This window comes from Halomonas sp. A3H3 (assembly GCF_000982975.1).
Lineage (GTDB): Bacteria > Pseudomonadota > Gammaproteobacteria > Pseudomonadales > Halomonadaceae > Vreelandella > Vreelandella titanicae.
Map to the genome: position 1 here is coordinate 2,034,352 of NZ_HG423343.1, position 17,426 is coordinate 2,051,777.

Sequence of the window (17,426 nt, forward strand, 5' to 3'; positions counted from 1 at the left end):
TACGCGGCCTGATCTGGCGACAATGGAAACGCCCATCGACTCGGCGTCGGAAGCTGCGAGGGCTAGGCCTAGACGGGCACCGCGCCTGGAAATCGGCGGGGAACGGTCGAGGCCCCTGGTGGAATGCCGGGGCTTCGCACATGAATCAGGCCCTGCCGAGGAAATGGTTTTATGACCAGGGACTGATCTCGGTACTGGATACGGTAAGATGGCTTAAACGTTCTGCATGAACCGCCGTGGTACGGAACCGTATGCCCGGTGGTGTGAGAGGACAGGGGAGGCGACTCCCCTTCCTACTCGATTCTGGCATGTACGTTTTCGGCAGCATAAGGCGCGCAGCTTGGGTATCCTAGGAGTACAGTGACGTTTTTGCCGTGAAGGAGCCCCATGTCTACCCATTCCCGTCTTCGCAATGTGCTTACCATCGCCGGCTCCGATCCTTCGGGGGGCGCCGGGCTGCAGGGAGATCTAAAAACCTTTTCAGCCCTTGGCGTTTACGGCACCAACGTGATTACCGCGGTGATTGCCCAGAATACCTGCAGGGTGGCCTCGGTGTACCCCGTTTCGCCCCAGGCCATACGCGAGCAGTTGGAACACCTGCTGGATGATGTGGTGATAGACGCGGTTAAAATTGGCATGGTGGCGAGCCGTGAAGTCGCCGAGGTTATTGCTGATGTGCTGCGTCAGCGCCGCCCACGCTGGATTGTGCTCGACCCTGTGATGGTCGCCAAGAGCGGGGATGTTCTGGTCGACGACGCCGGTATTCATGCAGTGCGCGATATTCTCGTGCCGCTAGCCGATGTGATTACCCCCAATCTGCCGGAAGCCGCGGTATTGCTCGACACGCCGTCGCCCACCAGTTTAGACGCCATGGAAGCGATGCTGCCGGGGTTAACGCAATTGGGCGCGCCCTATGTGGTGCTGAAAGGCGGCCATCTGCGCGGGGCAACCTGCCCAGACTTGCTGGCAACCCCCAATGGTCATGAGTGGTTGCCCGCCTCGCGAATCGATACCGACAATTTGCACGGTACCGGCTGTGCGCTCTCCTCAGCGATCGCCGCCTGCTTGGCGAAGCTACCCGTGGATGCCGAAGGGGACGCCCCGGTAGCCGCTATCAGTGATGCCAAGCAGTGGCTGCATGCAGCCCTGGAGGCGAGCGTGCGCTTAAACGTGGGGAAAGGACGCGGCCCGGTGCACCATTTTCACGCTTGGTGGTGATGCTAGCTGTAGCCAGTGGCATTTGGGCAACAGTGCTTGCGAGAATGGACATTGCACACCATGCTAAGGAGTGTTTGCTTAACGGCTTGTAAGGCTGAGCTGCTCAGCCGAGGAGCGTTTCGCCATGCCTCGCACCATTCTGTTTGCCACCGATCTTTCCGCTGATAATCGCGCCGCTTTTGCTCGGGCGTTACGTTTGGCCTATGCCCAGGGTGTTCAGCTAGACGTGCTGCACGTGTTGGATCCTTACCTACCCAGACGTGTGCTGCTGGATGTCGAGAGCGCGGTAGTGGAAGACATCACTACCATGTTGACGGATCTACGCGAAGACTACGCCCTAGAGGCGCCGAAAACGCTGATCCAGACCGTGACCGGCTCGCCTCACGTTGAAATCGTCCGCGAAGCTCATGAGCGCAACGCCGAGCTGATTGTGCTGGGCATGCATCGCAAGCGCGGGCAAAAAGACCTGCTGGCGGGTACCACGGTAATGCGCGTGCTGCGCAGTGCACCATGCCCTGTGGTGGTCTCTTCTCACCAGCCGACCCAGCCCTGGCAGCATATTTTGGTGCCCATCGATTTTTCACTGACGGCGCGGCATACCTTGAAAGAGGCGCTGATTCGCTTCCCTGAAGCCACGCTGACACTGTTGCACGCCTGGACACTGCCCGGCGAGCGCGAGTTGGGTTCGCAAGCCTATTACGCCCATTGGCGTGAACATGAAGTGCAGCGTCTGCGTGAGCAGTTGAGTAACGAAGTCGATAGCCTGATACGCGAGTTAGAAGGAGTTCCCGATGTGGAGTTGGTGTTAGAACAAGGCGCGCCCTGTGATGTGCTGCAAGCATATATGAAGCGCCACACGCCCGATCTCGTGATGATCGGTAGTCGCGGTCAGCCCCATCACACCAGCCAGCTAACCGAGATGCTGCTGTGTGAACCGCACTGCGATCTAATGCTCTGCCGTGCTTGGTAACTCTGGGTGAAGCGTTTCGCGATGCCCTGCTAGGGAAAAATTAACGAACGGTCGTTATAATGGCCGTTTGCTAGTGGGGAGAGGCGTTTTGAAGGCACTCATTCAGCGCGTGAAGCGCGCCAGCGTGGAAGTGGAGGGCGAAATCGTCGGCAGTATCGACCATGGACTGCTGGCGCTGATAGGAGTGGAGAAGCACGATGACGGGACTAGCGTGGAAAAACTGCTGCACAAGCTCCTCCACTACAGGGTATTCAGCGACGCCGAAGGTAAAATGAATCACAACCTGCAGCAGGTGAACGGTGGTCTGCTGCTCGTCTCCCAGTTCACCCTGGCGGCGGATACCCGTAAGGGGCTGCGGCCGGGCTTCTCCAGCGCCGCTCCTTCCGCCCAGGGTGAAGAGCTATTCAACTTGCTGGTTACCCAGACCCGTACTGCCTGGCCGCACGTCGCCACCGGTGAATTTGGCGCCGATATGCAGGTGGCGCTAATTAACGACGGCCCGGTAACGTTTTTGCTGGAAAGCTAGTTGTTTACTTTGCAAATATCCTTCGCTGGAAAGGAGAGTCGTCATTACATCGAATACTCAGCCACCCACTTGCTGGATCGTTGCTGGGCCTAATGGAGCCGGTAAGACGACCTTCGCACTTCATTATCTCCCTCAGGTAGCGCATTGCTCCCGGTTTATCAATGCTGACTTGATTGCTGCAGGTCTCTCTCCGCTGGCGCCAGAGCGGGAGCTACTAACCGCTAGCAGAATTTTCTTGGGCGAAGTCCAACAGGCAATTGAGGAAAGAGATGACTTTGCCTTTGAAACAACACTATCTGGACGAAGCTATAATGCGGCTGGTGAAACAACTGCTATCAGAGGGTTGGCGCGTAGAGTTAGTTTATCTAGCCCTACCTTCCGTCGAAATGTCACGTCTACGCGTTGCAGAGCGTGTTTCACATGGCGGCCACGATATTCCTTCGAAAGACATTCAGCGCCGATTTCCGCGAAGTTTGCGCAACCTATTAACGCTATTTGCGCCATGTGTTACTCGCGCTCGTTGTTTTATGAATGATGGCGATATGCCAGAACTTGTCTTTGAGCAGCGTGGAAGCAAACGAGATATAATCAATGATCCGTATTTTCAATTAATCTGTAAGGAGTCAGCGTCATGAGCCAGCTTGCACCCGACACGCAGGAAATGCTCAACAGCCTTCGTGCCGCTGTGACAGAAACATTGGAGCGTAAGCGTCGACTTGGCCAGTACGCGGTTATTTGGAAAGACGGCAAACCTGAGTTGGCAGGTGGTGACGCTCCCGAGAACCAAATAGACATCTCACATCCCCAGGGTTCCTCTACGAGCTAATGATCAGGCATTCCAATTCCACGACGGCCCGGTAACGTTTTTGTTGGAAAGCTAGCCCTATTGTTGAGTATTCGCTTTCCGCTAGCTAGCCGTCTCTTCACTGGCGAGCAGTTCTGCTTCCATTGTCTCCAACGCCTCTTCGGCGCTGAGCCACTGCCGCTCTGATTCATCCAGGCGCGCTTTAATCTCTGCCTGCTGACTCAGCGTCTTGGTCAGTTCGGCTTTGCGGCTGCTGTCAGTGTAGAGCTCAGGGTCTGCCAGCACTTGTTCCACCTTATCAAGCTCGTGCTGGGCCTTCTCCATGGCTTTTTCTGCCTGGTCGCGCTGCTTTTTCAGTGGGCGCAGCTTCTCGCGCAGTTCGGCAGCCGCTTTGCGGGATGCTTTACGCGCTTCTCGGCTGTCGCCGCTAGGCTGCTGGTTCTGGCGCTCGGCTTTTTCACCGCGGGAATCCCGACGGCTCTCTTCCAGGCGCGCTTTAAGCCAAGCCCGGTAATCTTCCAAATCACCATCGAAGGGCTCGACACGGTGATCCGCCACCCGCCAGAACTCATCGACCGTGGCGCGCAGTAAGTGACGGTCGTGGGAGACCAGAATAACCGTGCCTTCGAAGCTTGCCAGCGCTTGGGTCAGCGCCTCGCGCATCTCTAAGTCCAGGTGGTTGGTGGGCTCATCGAGCAGCAGCAGGTTGGGTTTTTGCCAAGCGACGAGGGCCAGCGCCAGGCGGGCTTTCTCACCTCCAGAGTAGTTGGCGACTGTGCCGAAGGCGTCATCGCCCTTAAAGCCAAAGCCGCCCAGGAAGTTGCGGATATCCTGATCGCTGGCGGTGGGCGAGAGGCGCTGGACATGCACAAAGGGCGTCGATGAAACATCCAGGCTCTCAAGCTGATGCTGAGCAAAATACCCAATCGCCAAATGCTCGCCGGGTACGCGCTTGCCGTTAAGCAGCTCAAGCTCCCCGGTGAGCGACTTAATCAGCGTCGATTTACCCGCCCCGTTGGGGCCTAACAGGCCAATGCGGCTACCGGGCAGCAGGGTGACGTTGACCTTGTCTAGTTGAATGTTGTCGTCACTGCCGTCGCCCTTTTTACCGCGATAGCCTAGCTGCGCCTGGTCAAGCACCAGCAGAGGATGCGAGGTTTTATCGGCGGCGGGCAGCGTAAAGTGGAAGGGGGAGTCCACATGGGCGACGGCGATATCTTCCATGCGCTCGAGCATTTTTACCCGGCTTTGTGCCTGCTTGGCCTTGGTCGCCTTGGCTTTAAAGCGGGCGATAAAGCGTTCGATCTCTTCCCGGCGAGCCTGCTGCTTGGCGGCTTCAGCCTGTTGCAGAGCAAGCTTTTCGGCGCGAGTGCGCTCGAATTGGGAGTAATTGCCGCGGTATAGCTCCAGGGTTTGGTGGTGCATATGCACGATGTGATCGCATACGGCATCTAAAAAGTCACGGTCGTGGGAAATCAGCAGCAGGGTGCCAGGATAGCGGGTTAGCCACTGCTCCAACCACAGCAGGGCATCTAGATCCAGGTGGTTGGTAGGCTCATCCAGCAGCAGTAGATCGGAAGGCATAAACAGCGTACGAGCAAGATTGACCCGCATCCGCCAGCCGCCGGAAAACGCCGAGAGCGGGCGGGCGAGGTCAGCCTGGACGAAGCCCAGCCCCACCAGCAATTGCGCCGCACGCGACTCCGCACGGTAGCCATCCAGGGTCTCAATCAAACCGTGCAGTTCGGCTTCGCGGTGGGCTTGCCCGGCTTCCTGGGCGGCCAATAAGTCAGCTTCTGCTTGGCGTAGCGCCAAGTCGCCATCGAGTACATACTCGATAATTGGGCGGTCGAGGGCGTCAACTTCCTGGGCCATATGCGCAATGCGCTGGCCGCCACTCATCTCGACATCGCCCTGGTCGGGCGCAAGCTCGCCGAGCAGCAGTTTGAATAGGCTCGATTTACCGGCGCCGTTTGCCCCGATAATCCCGGCCTTTACCCCGTTATTAAGGGTAATGTCCGCGTTGTCGAGTAGCGTTTGCGTGCCGCGTTGCAAGGCGACTTGGCGCAGTGCGATCATGCCTTCTCCCGAAGAAAGTGGGTCATTTGATGCGAGATTCTATTACGCTTGATTCTACCCGATTGCAGCGCCTACAGCAGACACCGTTATGGGATTTTGCACTGACGCTCTACGCTAGACCCGGCGTTGAAGCGGCCTGCCTGAAGCTTCAAGAGGAGGCCGGGCTGGATGTGTGCGAGATGCTGTTTCATTGCTGGCTCTACTCTTGCGGTCTGGAAGCCGAACCTAGAGCGCTGGCTTACCAGCGTGAGCAGCGTCACCTTTGGCAGTGCCATGTAACGGAGGTATTGCGTGGGTTACGCCAAGACTTAAAAGCCTCAGCGGCAGCAAGCGAGTCCGTAAAAGCGCTGCGCGAGACCATCAAACAGGCCGAACTGATGGCTGAGCGTGAGAACCTTCAACGTTGGCAAGCGTGGGCTTCGGCCTCGCCCAGCGATGAGGAACGTGTGGTTAACGTTGTTGAAATGTCGCTAGATGTAGATAAGTGGCTGCTAAAACAACTGTTTTTAGGAAGGTGTGCCCGTCAAGGCGAGGGGAGTATAAAGGAGCAAAATGAGTGGCTTGATTCGCTACAAACGCTTACTTGCCAGCTTGACCCTCACCAAGGAGCGCGCTAGCCTGAAATTAAGCTGTATTTGAAATACCTAGCGCTATTCGCCCGCTAGAACGCAGTATAGAGCAGCACCATTGCCGGTTGGCGAACACCGGTTAGCGAACAACAGTGTCGTGTTGAGATACGCGAGGCTTATCCAGGTTCTTGCGCACTCGTAAAGCGCGCTTACCACTGCAAGGGGAACACCGCATGAAGGCAAGCAAATTCGTTTCTACACGTTCTGTAACTACAAAGTCTGTAACTACAAAGTTAATGACCACGGCAAGTGTGGGTGCACTGCTGTTTGGTCTAAGCGCCGCTGCTCAAGCAGACAACTGGCGCTATGCTCACGAGGAGTATGAAGGCGACGTTCAAGACGTCTTTGCCTATGCTTTTAAAGAGTACATTGAAGATAACTCAGACCACACCGTGCAGGTTTACCGCTTTGGTGAGCTGGGCGAGTCTGATGACATTATGGAGCAGACTCAGAACGGTATTCTGCAGTTTGTAAACCAGTCGCCTGGCTTTACCGGTGCGCTTATTCCGGAAGCGCAAATCTTCTTTATTCCTTACCTGCTACCGACCGACGAAGAGACTGTACTGACGTTCTTCGACGAAAGTAAGGCTATCAACGAGATGTTCCCTGAGCTTTACGCCGAGCAAGGCCTAGAGCTACTGAAGATGTATCCGGAAGGCGAAATGGTCGTGACGACCGACGAGCCGATTAGCTCACCGGAAGATATGGATAATAAGAAAATCCGTACCATGACCAACCCGCTGTTGTCGGAGACCTACGACGCCTTTGGTGCAACGCCGACGCCGTTGCCTTGGGGTGAAGTCTACGGTGGTCTGCAGACCGGCATCATTGATGGTCAAGAGAACCCGATTTTCTGGATTGAGTCTGGCGGTTTGTACGAAGTGTCTCCGCACCTGACGTTTACCGGTCACGGCTGGTTCACTACTGCGATGATGGCCAACCAGGACTTCTACGAAGGTTTGTCTGAAGAAGATCAAACGTTGGTGAATGAAGCCTCTGAAGCTGCCTATGACCACACTATCGAGCATATCAAAGGCTTGGCTGAAGAATCATTAGCGAAAATTCAGGAAGCATCTGATGAAGTGACGGTGACACGTCTCGACGAAGAGCAAATTCAAGCTTTCCGTGAGCGTGCCCCGCAGGTTGAAGAAGCCTTCCTGGAAATGACCGGTGAAGGTGGTCAAGAGCTGCTCGAGCAGTTTAAAGCTGACCTTGAAGCCGTAACAAACGAGTAATCATCCTTAAAGCCGCATTGGCGAACGGTTGATTGATCAAGGGGCAGCAAAGGCTGCCCCTTTATTGTTTTGCGGCGGTTAGGCGGGGGCTACTCGGGCTGGGGTTTGACATCGTTACCGTTGGGTTACGTACATCTAGCGTTGAATCATCGGCGGCCGCAAGCCGTTACGCTTTAGTTAACTCCTCGCCTTGCACGAGGTAAGACTTGTCTAGCAGCTCTGGTTTAGGCAAGTTGGGAAATAGGCGGGTTTTGACGAGATAGCTTGGATTGAGATAGCTCTGGAATAACGCTGTGTTTATTGTGCCTACGGCACGTAACTGTTGCCGTTAGAGCCGTTCAAAAGGAGTCCGGCCATGACCGATGACGAGATGGAAAAGAGTTACCGTTCCGGCTTGCCGGGGGTACTAGGCGTGATCGACACTGCAATTAGCAAAATAGAAGCCGTGATTCTCGCGATGGGTGTTTTGCTAATGGCGCTGAATACGGTCACCAACGTGGTTGCCCGCTTTGTATTTGGCAACAGCATCATGTTCTCCGGTGAGCTAAACCGCATTTTGATCATCATGATTACCTTTGCGGGTATTGGCTATGCAGCCCGTCATGGTCGTCATATTCGCATGTCGGCTATCTATGATGCGCTGCCGGTAGGTGGGCGCAGAGCGCTAATGATCTGCATCGCGCTGTTCACATCGCTAGTGATGTTTTTCCTGCTCTACTATTCGATCGTTTATATCCTGGATCTGCATAGCAAAGGCAGGGTGTTGCCCTCCTTGGGCTTGCCGGTGTGGATCATTTACCTATGGGTGCCGATGGGCTTTTTAATCACCGGTATTCAATACTTGCTGACCGCGGTTAAAAACTTCACGTCCCACGATGTCTATCTCTCGACGGGCGTGGTGGATGGATATAAAGACACCGAAACAGAAGTCTAACGCGGGGCATTGCACCCTAGGGGAACAGCTATGACGACAATAATGGTCACCACCATGATTGCCCTGCTGCTGCTGGGCTTTCCAATGATGATTCCGCTGATTACCGCTGCAGTAATCGGCTTCTATATGATGTTTAACGGCTTCGGCCAGATGGATACGCTGATCCAGCAGATGATGGCGGGTATACGCCCAGCCTCACTTATTGCGGTTCCCATGTTTATCCTTGCCGCTGATATCATGACCCGCGGGCAGTCCGCTAACCGATTGATTGATATGGTGATGGCGTTTATCGGCCATATTAAAGGTGGCTTGGCGGTGAGCACGGCAGCTTCGTGTACGCTGTTCGGTGCTGTATCCGGTTCTACCCAGGCAACCGTGGTCGCTGTTGGCTCGCCGCTGCGTCCAAAAATGCTTAAAGCGGGCTACTCAGACTCTTTCACGCTGGCGCTGATTATCAATTCCAGCGATATTGCGTTTTTGATTCCGCCTAGTATCGGCATGATCATTTACGGGGTGATCTCGGGCACCTCTATCGGCGAGCTATTTATTGCCGGGATTGGGCCAGGGTTAATGATCCTGGTTATGTTCTCGATTTACTGCATTATCTACGCCATCGTTAAAGATGTACCTACTGAAGCAAAATCGAGCTGGAAAGAGCGCGCAGTAGCGGTTCAGCAGGCTCTTTGGCCGCTTGGCTTTCCGGTCATTATTGTCGGTGGTATTTACGGCGGTATCTTCAGCCCGACTGAAGCTGCTGCAGCCTGTGTGCTGTATGCCATTTTGCTTGAGTTTGTGGTCTTCCGCTCACTTAAGATGAACGACATTTATGCCATCGCCAAATCTACCGGCTTGATTACCGCCGTTGTCTTTATCCTGGTCGCGGTGGGTAATGGCTTCTCGTGGATCATTTCGTTTGCTCAGATTCCGCAAATGATTCTGGAGGCGGTGGGTGTCAACGAAGCTGGCCCCACGGGCGTATTGATTGCCATCTGTATCTCCTTCTTTGTGGCCTGTATGTTTGTTGATCCGATCGTGGTCATTCTGGTGCTAACGCCCATTTTCGCACCCGCCATTGCGGCGACAGGCCTGGATCCTGTGTTGGTGGGTATTTTGATTACCTTGCAGGTGGCGATAGGTTCGGCAACTCCGCCCTTTGGGTGCGATATTTTCACCGCTATTGCGATTTTCAAGCGCCCCTATTGGGATGTGATCAAAGGCACCCCGCCGTTTATTTTCATGCTGATTTTAGCGGCTGCACTGCTGATCATGTTCCCGCAAATTGCGCTGTTCCTGCGCGATGTCGCCTTCCGCTAAACAGCCACAAGGAGTACGCGAATGTTTAATCGCATTTTAGTCCCGGTGGATGGTTCAAAAGGCGCCTTAAGGGCGCTGGAAAAAGCGGTGGGTCTGCATATGCTAACCGGCGCTGAGCTCTATTTGCTGTGCGTGTTTAAACACCACAGCTTGCTGGAGGCCTCGCTCTCTATGGTGCGGCCCAACCAGTTGGATATTCCCGACGATGCGCTAAAAGAGTACGCCACCGAGATCGCTGTGCACGCAAAATCTCATGCGATTGAGCTGGGTGCTGACAGTGCTCGCGTGCGTGCTTTTGTGAAGGGCGGGCGACCTTCGCGCATTATTGTGCGCTTTGCCCGTAAGCGGGAGTGCGATCTGATCGTGATTGGCGCCCAAGGCACCAATGGCGAGAAGAACCCGCTGCTAGGCAGCGTTTCTCAGCGTGTGGCGGGTGCAGCACACTGCCCCACGCTGGTGGTCTAAACCCGCTAAACCTCTCTCCCATTTTGTGGTCTTATTGGCGCCCACCTCCCCGAAGATGCAGCTCGGGGCGGTGGGTGTTAGTCTTTATATGACACTGATCGGCGTACGGCGCCGCTATAAAAAGGATCTTTCATGAAACAACTGCTCTCTACTACAGCTCTGACAGGTTTGCTTTTGGTTGCCCCTTTTGCCGCGGCAGCGCCCGAAACCGATGAACAGCGCTTGGCTTACAGCCTGGGTGTGACCCTGGGTGAAAGCATGCAGGCAGACATCGAAGACCTCGACTTGGATGCGTTCCACGACGGCATGAGCGATGTGTTTGAAGGTAATGACCTGGCGCTCAGTGAAGAAGAGATGACCGAAGCGTTGATGGCGTTCCAAGAGCAGTCAATGCAAGCGCGGCAAGCGGAAGCCGAAGAGATAGCGCAGAACAATCTCGAAGAGGGGGAAGCCTTCCTAGCCGAGAACGCTGAGCGCGAGGAAGTGACGGTAACTGACTCTGGCCTGCAGTATGAAGTGCTTGAATCTGGCGATGGCGCCACGCCTGGCCCTGAAGATACCGTCGAAGTGAATTACGAAGGCATGCTGCTGGATGGCACCGTTTTCGATAGCTCTTTTGAGCGCGGTGAGTCCGTCAGCTTCCAGACCAATCAGGTGATCGAAGGCTGGCAGGAAGCGCTGCAGATGATGAGCGTTGGCGATAGCTGGATGCTCTATATCCCTGCGGATATTGCTTACGGCAAAAATGGTCAAGGGCCGATCGGGCCTAACGAAGTACTGACCTTCCGCGTTGAACTGCTAGGCGTCGAATAAGGGATGACTTCAACCCCCTCTTCTAACCTGCATTCTCTCGCTCAGGCACTGGTTTGCTTAGGTCTATGCACGCCGCTGCTAGCGCAGGCAGAGACGGACAGTGAGCCTGAGGATTTGCCCGCCCTGAGTGCTGCGAGTGAGCAGGCCAGCGTAGTGGGAGTATCGTCGGGCGGTTATATGGCGACCCAGCTAGCGGTGGCTTGGCCCGAGCGGTTTAGTGGCCTAGGTGTACTGGCAGCAGGGCCCTGGAGTTGCGCGCAGGGCTCGCTGAGTTTGGCGCTTAATCAATGCATGATGACCCGCCGTGGCGCGCCTTCGCTGGATGAGTTGGAGGCGCGTCGTCAACGCTATATTGAGCTTGAACAGGTTGGCAGCACTGAGGCGCTTAGCCAGCTCAGGGCCTACTTATGGCACGGTGAAGAGGATGAAGTGGTTGAGCCACAGCTCGGCGACCTGCTTGCTGAGCAGTGGCAGCAGTGGCTTGCTTCGCCTGATCAGCTACGCGTTGCGCGCAGTGAAAATGCGGGACATGGCTGGCCGATACGCTTACCCAGTGAAGCGGCTCCCGGGCCCCAGGAGTGGGGCGATTGCCGACAGGGTGGCGGTAGTTTCCTGTTATCCTGCGATGACGATATTGCTGGAGAAATGCTGGATTGGCTCTACCCCGAACGAGCAGTCTCGGACGCTGGCGAGTCTAGTCGTGAGCCAGAGGATGAGCAAGGGGGCGAACTAGTCGCGTTTGATCAGTCAGAGTTTGCGGTCAAGGGCCTAGCGGACACCGGCTATGTGTTTATACCTGAAGGCTGTGATGCGGGGGAGTGCCCGGTAACGCTGGCGCTGCACGGCTGCCAAATGAACGCAGAGGCCATTGGCGATACGTTCATACGCTACACCGGGCTTAATGCCTGGGCGGCAGCGCATCAGCAAATCGTGCTCTATCCTCAGGCAGAAAGCAGTATGGCGAACCCCCAGGGCTGCTGGGATTGGTGGGGGTTTGCTGAAAGTACCTGGCAGTTAAGCCCCCAGCACGATACCCGTAGCGGTACCCAAATTGGCGCGCTGCTGGCGATGCTGGATCATTTACAGGCAGCACCTGAACAAGCCGATTAGCTTAACCGTCTAGTTCGCTCTCTAATGCGGAAACTAAACCATGCGGGGTCGGTGAGTAGAGCACTCGCTGAAGAATATCGCCCTCGCGATTAACCAAAAAGAGCGAGGCGCTGTGATCAATGGTGTAGTCCATTGCTGAATCCGGCGCTTCGACTTTCCGCCATATCACCCCATAGCGTGAGGCGACATCCTCAAGCTGTTCCTGACTGCCCACCGCGCCGATAAACTCCTCGCCGAAAAAGCCCATGTACTCCTGCATGCGCGCGATGGTGTCGCGTTCGGGGTCAACGGTGACCATCACCGGCACTACACGCTCGCGCTGCTCCTCAGAGAGCTGGGCCAGGGCTTGACGCTTAACCGATTGGGTCATGGGACAAATGTCGGGACAGTAGGTGTAGCCAAAGGAGAGTATCGCGACTTGATCTTCATCTAACTGGGTTAACGAGAAATCACCCTGGGTAGAGGGCAGTTCAACTGGGCCTCCTACCGGTTCGCCCTCTTTGGGGGCGAAGGCATACTGATAGAGGCCTATACCGCTGACCACCAGTAAAGCCGCGACTAAACCGGTGCCTAGCCATAAGGGTTTCCTTGCCATATGCGTTAACTCCGAATTACGTCAAAATCGAACCAACTGCCTACCTTGCCTTCTGCGGTTTCCAGTATGACACGTGCACGCCAAGGCATAACGCTTTGAGTGCAAATCCCTACTTGACCGTGACCTTGAAAATGGCCGGGTGCACCTGCGCTAAGGGCAAAACGGTGTAGCCCCAAATCCATATCTCGACCAATAAAATCTACCTCGACCTGGGTGGCCGTTACACCATCGACTTCCACTTCCAGTGGTAATATCTCTAGTGCATCGATTCGCCCATTTGCCTGAACCGCGAGCGTGATGCGGCCCTTATCGCCCAAGGTGGCGGAGCAGGGCGCGGCATGCAGGTTGCAGCTTGATGTGGGCGGAAACCATGTCACATCACTGTCGCGGTGTAGCCAATGTGAAAAGGCATACCACGCGCAGGCCGCTAGCGCCAAGCCAGTGACCAATATCAGTACCCTTAAGGCAGGAAAGCCCGCTGAGTGTGCAGGTTTTGATGTCATCTTCATGGCAGAATAATCGCTACGCAAGCCGTGGGGCGGGGAATCATTGCCATGGTAACAGTAATCGCACCGATATCGCTGTGCTGGGATGTCGCAGGCAAAAGGGACATAAATGGAGAGTATCACTGGCGCTTTAGGCCCACTATTTCTGTTGATCTTACTGGGTGCCGTGCTTGGCTATTGGCGCTGGCCCAGCGACACCTTTTGGCCGCAGATGGAGCGGCTGATCTACTTTGTGCTGTTTCCCGCCATGCTGGTAAGCACTTTGGCCACTGCGGATGTAAGCCAAGTGCCGGTCGGCCGCTTGGCGCTGGTGCTGCTGGGCGCGATGGCGCTGTTTGGCTTGCTGCTATGGCGTTTACGTGGCTGGCTACAGCTAACGCCTGCGGCGTTTACGTCGGTATTTCAAGGTGCGGTACGTTTTAATACCTATGTGGGCGTTGCTGGCGCCGCCGCGCTACACGGCAGCTTAGGAGCGACCACCGCAGCCGTCGCCGTGGCACTAATGGTGCCAGTAGTTAACGTGATGTGTGTGGCCAGCTTTGTCGCCGCTGGCACACTCGGCGGTGCTAGCGTAGGTAAAAGTGCCATGGCGCTGATTAAAAACCCGTTGATCCTTGCCTGCTTGACGGGCATTGGCCTGAACCTTACGAACGTTGGTTTGCCCGGCTGGAGTCAAGATACGGTAGAGCTACTGGGGCGTGCGGCGCTGCCGTTGGGGTTGGTGGCCGTGGGTGTGGCGCTGCGCCCAGCGGCACTGCTACGCATTGACCGCGGCGTGCTGGCCACCAATGGCGTTAAACTGCTGCTCATGCCCGCGCTGGTATTGGCATTCACCTGGATCTTGCAGTTGGATCCCGTAAGCCGTGACGTAGCGCTGCTGTTTGCAGCACTGCCCACCGCCACCTCGGCGTATATCCTAGCCCGCCAACTGGGTGGCGATGCCGAGTTGATGGCGGCGATCATTACGGGCCAAACCCTATTGGCCATGCTCACCCTGCCTTTTTGGCTACAGCTGGTTAGTTGACAGCGAGGCTGCAAAGTTAAATAAAAGATATTCGCATTTGTATTGACGGGGTAAATGAGAACCATTACAGTGTGGTTGTCAGCGTTTGATGAGACGCTGACAACCAGGACAGCTGTTGATTTCAGAATCAGCGCCAGTTTACTGTCATGGTTTCTCCCTCTCATTGCTAGTCACGGTCTTTTTGCCGCTCCAATGGAGCGGCTTTCTTTTTTATGGGTTCCAGTTTCTTATTCATCTCCTGCGGGTGCGATCTTTGCTATCAGTAAGTGTTAATAAAAAATATTCGTATTTGTATTGACGATGTAAATAAGAACTATTACAGTGTGATTGTCAGCGTTTGATGAGACGCTGGCAACCACGACAGAAACCGCCAGTTTACTGTCATGGTTTCTCCCTCTCATTGCTAGTCACGGTCTTTTTGCCGCTCCATTGGAGCGGCTTTCTTTTTTCTACCCCTCTATCATTCATCATCCCGTTTCTAGTGCCTCAGATTAAAAGGTACTGCCCGTTAACGCCTGAGACTCACCATTTGATTGATGCTGACGCCATCGCGCAAATCGTGATCACCGGTCATCAAACGTTCTTCACTGCCGAGGCGCTGACTAATATCGCCGAGACCACGCTGGCGAATATCGACGCTTTTGAAAGCGGAAGTGGCACCATGCATCGGGTAGTTGACGCTAAACTGGACTAGCCTTAAGTCGCTTAGCGATCTTTTTAAAATAAACATGAGGCCGTCATGCAGCTCTATTTAAATACCTCTTCTCCCTATGCACGTGTTGTGCGCGTGTGTCTCTATGAAAAGCAGCTGATCGAGCGCACTGAGCTTTGCTGGTGTGACCCTTGGGCGGCGGATAGCGAGCTTGTACAGATTACGCCGCTTAGCCGTATTCCAACGCTGGTAACCGATGAAGGAGACGTCATCACCGAGTCGTTGTTGATTGCTCACTATCTGGATGCAGTGGGTGAAGGGCCATCTCTGATGCCCAGTAAAGCACTAGCTGAAACCCTGGCGCTGGCAGGGTTGGGGCAGGGCTTGATGGACGCCGCTTTCAACGTGGTGATCGGCCGTAAGTATGCTGGTAATGAAGTGGATACGACGCTGTTGGGGCAGCGCCGTTTAAAAGCGATCGAACGCACCTTGATAACACTCAATGCCCACCCCAGCGTGCTAGCGGGCAGTGCCCAGCGCACCCTAGGGGCGATTACCGTTGCCGTTGCGCTGGCGTATATCAGCTTCCGCTTACCAGCCTTTGATTGGCAAAACCGCTACCCGACGCTACACGCCTGGCAGGCGAAGGTGGTGGAGGGTGAGAGCTTTGCGCTTACCACGTTTGAATAGCGCAGGTTAATCACGCCGCTCGTAGATCAAATCCCAAACCCCGTGACCAAGTTTTTCACCGCGGGCTTCAAACTTGGTCAACGGTCGGAAGGCCGGGCGCGGCACGTAGGGGGCGGTTTCTGCGCTGGCGGTGTTGGCATAACCGGGGGCCGCTTCCATTACCTCGGCCATCCACTCCGCGTAGGCTTCCCAGTCGGTGGCCATATGGAAGGTGCCGCCGGGCATTAGGCGAGTGCGGATCAGCTCAACGAATGCGGGCTGCACGATGCGCCGTTTGTGGTGCTTCTTCTTCGGCCAGGGGTCGGGGAAGAACAGCTGCAGCGTGGTCAGCGAGCCTTCGGGAAGGCACTGTTCGAGCACCGCCAGGGCATCTTCACGATAAACGCGCAGGTTGGTGAGGCCGCGCTTATCAACTTCATCGAGTAATTTACCCACACCAGGGGCGTGGACTTCAATGCCGATAAAGTCGGTGTCCGGATGGGTTTCGGCTTGCTCAATCAGCGAGTTGCCCATGCCAAAGCCGATTTCTACTACCCGCGGTGCCTGACGGCCAAACAGGACGTCCAAGTCTTGACGACCATCGGCGATGGTCAGGCCAAAACGCGGCCAGATATCTTCTAAGCCACGGTTCTGGGCTTGGGTCATACGACCCGCGCGGATCACGTAGCTTTTAATGCCGCGGCGGTGCAGCGGTGCATCCGTACCTTCCGGGCCTGTGGTGGCGTTGCTTTCGGGCGCGGTGTGACTTTCTGGTACGGTATCGTTGGGTTCAGTCATGGGGTCTCGAATCAATTAACCGTTAATACGGCCAGCGAAAGGTGAAGAAGGATCGGCGGATTGGCGGCGCGGCATACGACCTGCTAAAAACGCATCCCGGCCGGCCTCCACGGCCAGCTTCATGGCGTTGGCCATGCGTAGCGGCTCGCGGGCGTGGGCAATGGCGGTATTAAGCAGTACGCCGTCGCAGCCTAGCTCCATGGCCATGGCAGCATCAGAAGCGGTGCCAATGCCCGCGTCCACGAGTACCGGTACCTTGCTCTGTTCAACAATCAAGCGCACGTTGTGTGGGTTCTGAATGCCATGGCCCGAACCAATCAGTGAGCCCAGCGGCATGATGGCGCAGCAACCCATAGCTTCTAATTCGCGTGCCACAATAGGATCGTCGCTGGTGTACACCATGACGTCAAAGCCATCGGCGAGCAGCGTTTCAGCGGCTTTTAGCGTCTCGACCACATTGGGGTAAAGCGTATGATCGTCGCCGAGCACTTCTAGCTTGACCAGATTGTGACCGTCGAGCAGCTCGCGGGCCAGGCGGCAGGTGCGCACCGCATCTTTCGCGGTGTAGCAACCGGCGGTATTGGGCAGCAGGGTGTAGCGATCGGGGGAAATAGCGTCTAACAGGTTGGGCGCATCGGCGTCCTGGCCTAAATTAGTACGGCGCACCGCAAAGGTCACAATCTCAGCGCCGCTTTGGGCAATGGCGGCGCCGGTTTCGGTAAAGTCTTTGTACTTTCCTGTGCCCACCAGCAGGCGCGATTGAAAATCGCGTCCGGCGATGGTTAGCGGAGTATCGGCTAGCGCTACATGCGTTTGTTGGGTCATAGTGTTTCCTCTAACCGCCGCCAATCGCGTGGACAACTTCTACGTGGTCGCCATCGACCAGGCGGGTGTCGGCGTGCTGGCTGCGGGGGACGATCTCTTCGTTAATTTCGACGGCGATACGACGACCGCTAAGGCCCAGCTGTTCAACTAAGTCAGCGGCGGTTAGGCCGGTCGACAGCGTATGGGGTTCACCGTTTAGACGTATCTGGATAGACATAGATAGGCGTGTCTCATTCGTCGTGGTAGTTCGTTCTCTAAG

At 55.6% G+C, this 17,426-nt stretch carries 20 protein-coding genes and 1 pseudogene; 15 read left to right on the forward strand and 6 right to left on the reverse strand.

The window, feature by feature from the left end:
• The 5 genes and pseudogenes from HALA3H3_RS27325 to HALA3H3_RS09055 form a co-directional block, all read left to right on the forward strand.
• Positions 1-230, forward strand: a pseudogene (locus tag HALA3H3_RS27325) (group II intron reverse transcriptase/maturase); the annotation flags it as partial.
• 157 nt (positions 231-387) lie between these two features.
• On the forward strand, positions 388-1,218 hold the full coding sequence (gene thiD, locus HALA3H3_RS09035) for a bifunctional hydroxymethylpyrimidine kinase/phosphomethylpyrimidine kinase (protein ID WP_022521245.1): 831 nt from the start codon (positions 388-390) through the stop codon (positions 1,216-1,218).
• Positions 1,219-1,342: 124 nt separating this feature from the next.
• Entirely contained in the window at positions 1,343-2,188 is an 846-nt protein-coding gene (locus tag HALA3H3_RS09040) for a universal stress protein (RefSeq protein ID WP_022521246.1), read from the forward strand.
• 88 nt (positions 2,189-2,276) lie between these two features.
• The gene (dtd, locus tag HALA3H3_RS09045) at positions 2,277-2,714 is read left to right on the forward strand and encodes a D-aminoacyl-tRNA deacylase (protein ID WP_022521247.1); all 438 of its coding nucleotides are present in this window, start codon (positions 2,277-2,279) and stop codon (positions 2,712-2,714) included.
• Between the two features lie 631 nt (positions 2,715-3,345).
• Positions 3,346-3,540 (forward strand): hypothetical protein, encoded by a 195-nt coding sequence (locus HALA3H3_RS09055; RefSeq protein WP_022521249.1) that lies wholly within the window; start codon positions 3,346-3,348, stop codon positions 3,538-3,540.
• 81 nt (positions 3,541-3,621) lie between these two features.
• Here HALA3H3_RS09055 and HALA3H3_RS09060 read toward each other — a convergent pair whose 3' ends face one another.
• Positions 3,622-5,598, reverse strand: coding sequence for an ATP-binding cassette domain-containing protein (locus HALA3H3_RS09060; protein WP_022521250.1), 1,977 nt, complete (start codon positions 5,596-5,598; stop codon positions 3,622-3,624).
• A gap of 29 nt (positions 5,599-5,627) precedes the next feature.
• Between HALA3H3_RS09060 and HALA3H3_RS09065 the strand changes: the two genes are divergently transcribed.
• From HALA3H3_RS09065 to HALA3H3_RS09095, 7 genes are all read left to right on the forward strand, one after another.
• Complete coding sequence (locus HALA3H3_RS09065) at positions 5,628-6,215, forward strand: TIGR02444 family protein (protein WP_022521251.1); 588 nt, start codon at positions 5,628-5,630, stop codon at positions 6,213-6,215.
• A 185-nt stretch (positions 6,216-6,400) separates the two neighbouring features.
• Complete coding sequence (locus tag HALA3H3_RS09070; RefSeq protein ID WP_022521252.1) at positions 6,401-7,462, forward strand: TRAP transporter substrate-binding protein; 1,062 nt, start codon at positions 6,401-6,403, stop codon at positions 7,460-7,462.
• Between the two features lie 355 nt (positions 7,463-7,817).
• Positions 7,818-8,396 (forward strand): TRAP transporter small permease, encoded by a 579-nt coding sequence (locus HALA3H3_RS09075; protein WP_022521254.1) that lies wholly within the window; start codon positions 7,818-7,820, stop codon positions 8,394-8,396.
• Between the two features lie 30 nt (positions 8,397-8,426).
• Positions 8,427-9,710 (forward strand): TRAP transporter large permease, encoded by a 1,284-nt coding sequence (locus tag HALA3H3_RS09080; RefSeq protein WP_022521255.1) that lies wholly within the window; start codon positions 8,427-8,429, stop codon positions 9,708-9,710.
• A gap of 21 nt (positions 9,711-9,731) precedes the next feature.
• Entirely contained in the window at positions 9,732-10,175 is a 444-nt protein-coding gene (locus HALA3H3_RS09085; RefSeq protein WP_022521256.1) for a universal stress protein, read from the forward strand.
• 132 nt (positions 10,176-10,307) lie between these two features.
• On the forward strand, positions 10,308-10,988 hold the full coding sequence (locus HALA3H3_RS09090; RefSeq protein WP_022521258.1) for an FKBP-type peptidyl-prolyl cis-trans isomerase N-terminal domain-containing protein: 681 nt from the start codon (positions 10,308-10,310) through the stop codon (positions 10,986-10,988).
• 3 nt (positions 10,989-10,991) lie between these two features.
• Positions 10,992-12,098 (forward strand): alpha/beta hydrolase family protein, encoded by a 1,107-nt coding sequence (locus HALA3H3_RS09095; RefSeq protein WP_022521259.1) that lies wholly within the window; start codon positions 10,992-10,994, stop codon positions 12,096-12,098.
• 1 nt (position 12,099) lies between these two features.
• On the opposite strand, the gene HALA3H3_RS09100 is transcribed toward HALA3H3_RS09095, so the two are convergent.
• Together HALA3H3_RS09100 and HALA3H3_RS09105 are read right to left on the reverse strand one after the other, a co-directional pair.
• The gene (locus tag HALA3H3_RS09100) at positions 12,100-12,693 is read right to left on the reverse strand and encodes an SCO family protein (RefSeq protein WP_022521260.1); all 594 of its coding nucleotides are present in this window, start codon (positions 12,691-12,693) and stop codon (positions 12,100-12,102) included.
• Between the two features lie 5 nt (positions 12,694-12,698).
• Positions 12,699-13,202 (reverse strand): hypothetical protein, encoded by a 504-nt coding sequence (locus tag HALA3H3_RS09105; protein ID WP_022521261.1) that lies wholly within the window; start codon positions 13,200-13,202, stop codon positions 12,699-12,701.
• Between the two features lie 106 nt (positions 13,203-13,308).
• Between HALA3H3_RS09105 and HALA3H3_RS09110 the strand changes: the two genes are divergently transcribed.
• From HALA3H3_RS09110 to HALA3H3_RS09120, 3 genes are all read left to right on the forward strand, one after another.
• Positions 13,309-14,223, forward strand: coding sequence for an AEC family transporter (locus tag HALA3H3_RS09110; protein ID WP_022521262.1), 915 nt, complete (start codon positions 13,309-13,311; stop codon positions 14,221-14,223).
• A 529-nt stretch (positions 14,224-14,752) separates the two neighbouring features.
• Positions 14,753-14,917, forward strand: a complete 165-nt coding sequence (locus tag HALA3H3_RS26075) for a hypothetical protein (protein WP_238326074.1) — start codon at positions 14,753-14,755, stop codon at positions 14,915-14,917.
• A 45-nt stretch (positions 14,918-14,962) separates the two neighbouring features.
• On the forward strand, positions 14,963-15,565 hold the full coding sequence (locus tag HALA3H3_RS09120) for a glutathione S-transferase family protein (RefSeq protein ID WP_022521263.1): 603 nt from the start codon (positions 14,963-14,965) through the stop codon (positions 15,563-15,565).
• A 6-nt stretch (positions 15,566-15,571) separates the two neighbouring features.
• Here the strand turns inward: HALA3H3_RS09120 and trmB are convergent, their stop codons facing one another.
• The 3 genes from trmB to thiS are packed head-to-tail and all read right to left on the reverse strand — an operon-like array spanning position 15,572 to position 17,384.
• Positions 15,572-16,342 carry a tRNA (guanosine(46)-N7)-methyltransferase TrmB gene (trmB, locus tag HALA3H3_RS09125; protein ID WP_022521264.1) on the reverse strand — a complete coding sequence of 257 codons (771 nt, stop codon included), beginning with the start codon at positions 16,340-16,342 and terminating at the stop codon, positions 15,572-15,574.
• A 15-nt stretch (positions 16,343-16,357) separates the two neighbouring features.
• Positions 16,358-17,167 carry a thiazole synthase gene (locus HALA3H3_RS09130; protein ID WP_022521265.1) on the reverse strand — a complete coding sequence of 270 codons (810 nt, stop codon included), beginning with the start codon at positions 17,165-17,167 and terminating at the stop codon, positions 16,358-16,360.
• Positions 17,168-17,177: 10 nt separating this feature from the next.
• On the reverse strand, positions 17,178-17,384 hold the full coding sequence (thiS, locus tag HALA3H3_RS09135; protein WP_022521266.1) for a sulfur carrier protein ThiS: 207 nt from the start codon (positions 17,382-17,384) through the stop codon (positions 17,178-17,180).
• Positions 17,385-17,426 lie beyond the last annotated feature (42 nt).

Excerpts from the sequence above, each read along its gene's own strand:
- thiD (WP_022521245.1), top strand. The coding sequence starts at position 388 with ATGTCTACCCATTCCCGTCTTCGCAATGTGCTTACCATCGCCGGCTCC.
- HALA3H3_RS09040 (WP_022521246.1), top strand. The coding sequence starts at position 1,343 with ATGCCTCGCACCATTCTGTTTGCCACCGATCTTTCCGCTGATAATCGC.
- HALA3H3_RS09055 (WP_022521249.1), top strand. The coding sequence starts at position 3,346 with ATGAGCCAGCTTGCACCCGACACGCAGGAAATGCTCAACAGCCTTCGT.
- HALA3H3_RS09060 (WP_022521250.1), bottom strand. The coding sequence starts at position 5,598 with ATGATCGCACTGCGCCAAGTCGCCTTGCAACGCGGCACGCAAACGCTA.
- HALA3H3_RS09065 (WP_022521251.1), top strand. The coding sequence starts at position 5,628 with ATGCGAGATTCTATTACGCTTGATTCTACCCGATTGCAGCGCCTACAG.
- HALA3H3_RS09070 (WP_022521252.1), top strand. The coding sequence starts at position 6,401 with ATGAAGGCAAGCAAATTCGTTTCTACACGTTCTGTAACTACAAAGTCT.
- HALA3H3_RS09075 (WP_022521254.1), top strand. The coding sequence starts at position 7,818 with ATGACCGATGACGAGATGGAAAAGAGTTACCGTTCCGGCTTGCCGGGG.
- HALA3H3_RS09080 (WP_022521255.1), top strand. The coding sequence starts at position 8,427 with ATGACGACAATAATGGTCACCACCATGATTGCCCTGCTGCTGCTGGGC.
- HALA3H3_RS09085 (WP_022521256.1), top strand. The coding sequence starts at position 9,732 with ATGTTTAATCGCATTTTAGTCCCGGTGGATGGTTCAAAAGGCGCCTTA.
- HALA3H3_RS09090 (WP_022521258.1), top strand. The coding sequence starts at position 10,308 with ATGAAACAACTGCTCTCTACTACAGCTCTGACAGGTTTGCTTTTGGTT.
- HALA3H3_RS09095 (WP_022521259.1), top strand. The coding sequence starts at position 10,992 with ATGACTTCAACCCCCTCTTCTAACCTGCATTCTCTCGCTCAGGCACTG.
- HALA3H3_RS09100 (WP_022521260.1), bottom strand. The coding sequence starts at position 12,693 with ATGGCAAGGAAACCCTTATGGCTAGGCACCGGTTTAGTCGCGGCTTTA.
- HALA3H3_RS09105 (WP_022521261.1), bottom strand. The coding sequence starts at position 13,202 with ATGAAGATGACATCAAAACCTGCACACTCAGCGGGCTTTCCTGCCTTA.
- HALA3H3_RS09110 (WP_022521262.1), top strand. The coding sequence starts at position 13,309 with ATGGAGAGTATCACTGGCGCTTTAGGCCCACTATTTCTGTTGATCTTA.
- HALA3H3_RS09120 (WP_022521263.1), top strand. The coding sequence starts at position 14,963 with ATGCAGCTCTATTTAAATACCTCTTCTCCCTATGCACGTGTTGTGCGC.
- trmB (WP_022521264.1), bottom strand. The coding sequence starts at position 16,342 with ATGACTGAACCCAACGATACCGTACCAGAAAGTCACACCGCGCCCGAA.
- HALA3H3_RS09130 (WP_022521265.1), bottom strand. The coding sequence starts at position 17,167 with ATGACCCAACAAACGCATGTAGCGCTAGCCGATACTCCGCTAACCATC.
- thiS (WP_022521266.1), bottom strand. The coding sequence starts at position 17,384 with ATGTCTATCCAGATACGTCTAAACGGTGAACCCCATACGCTGTCGACC.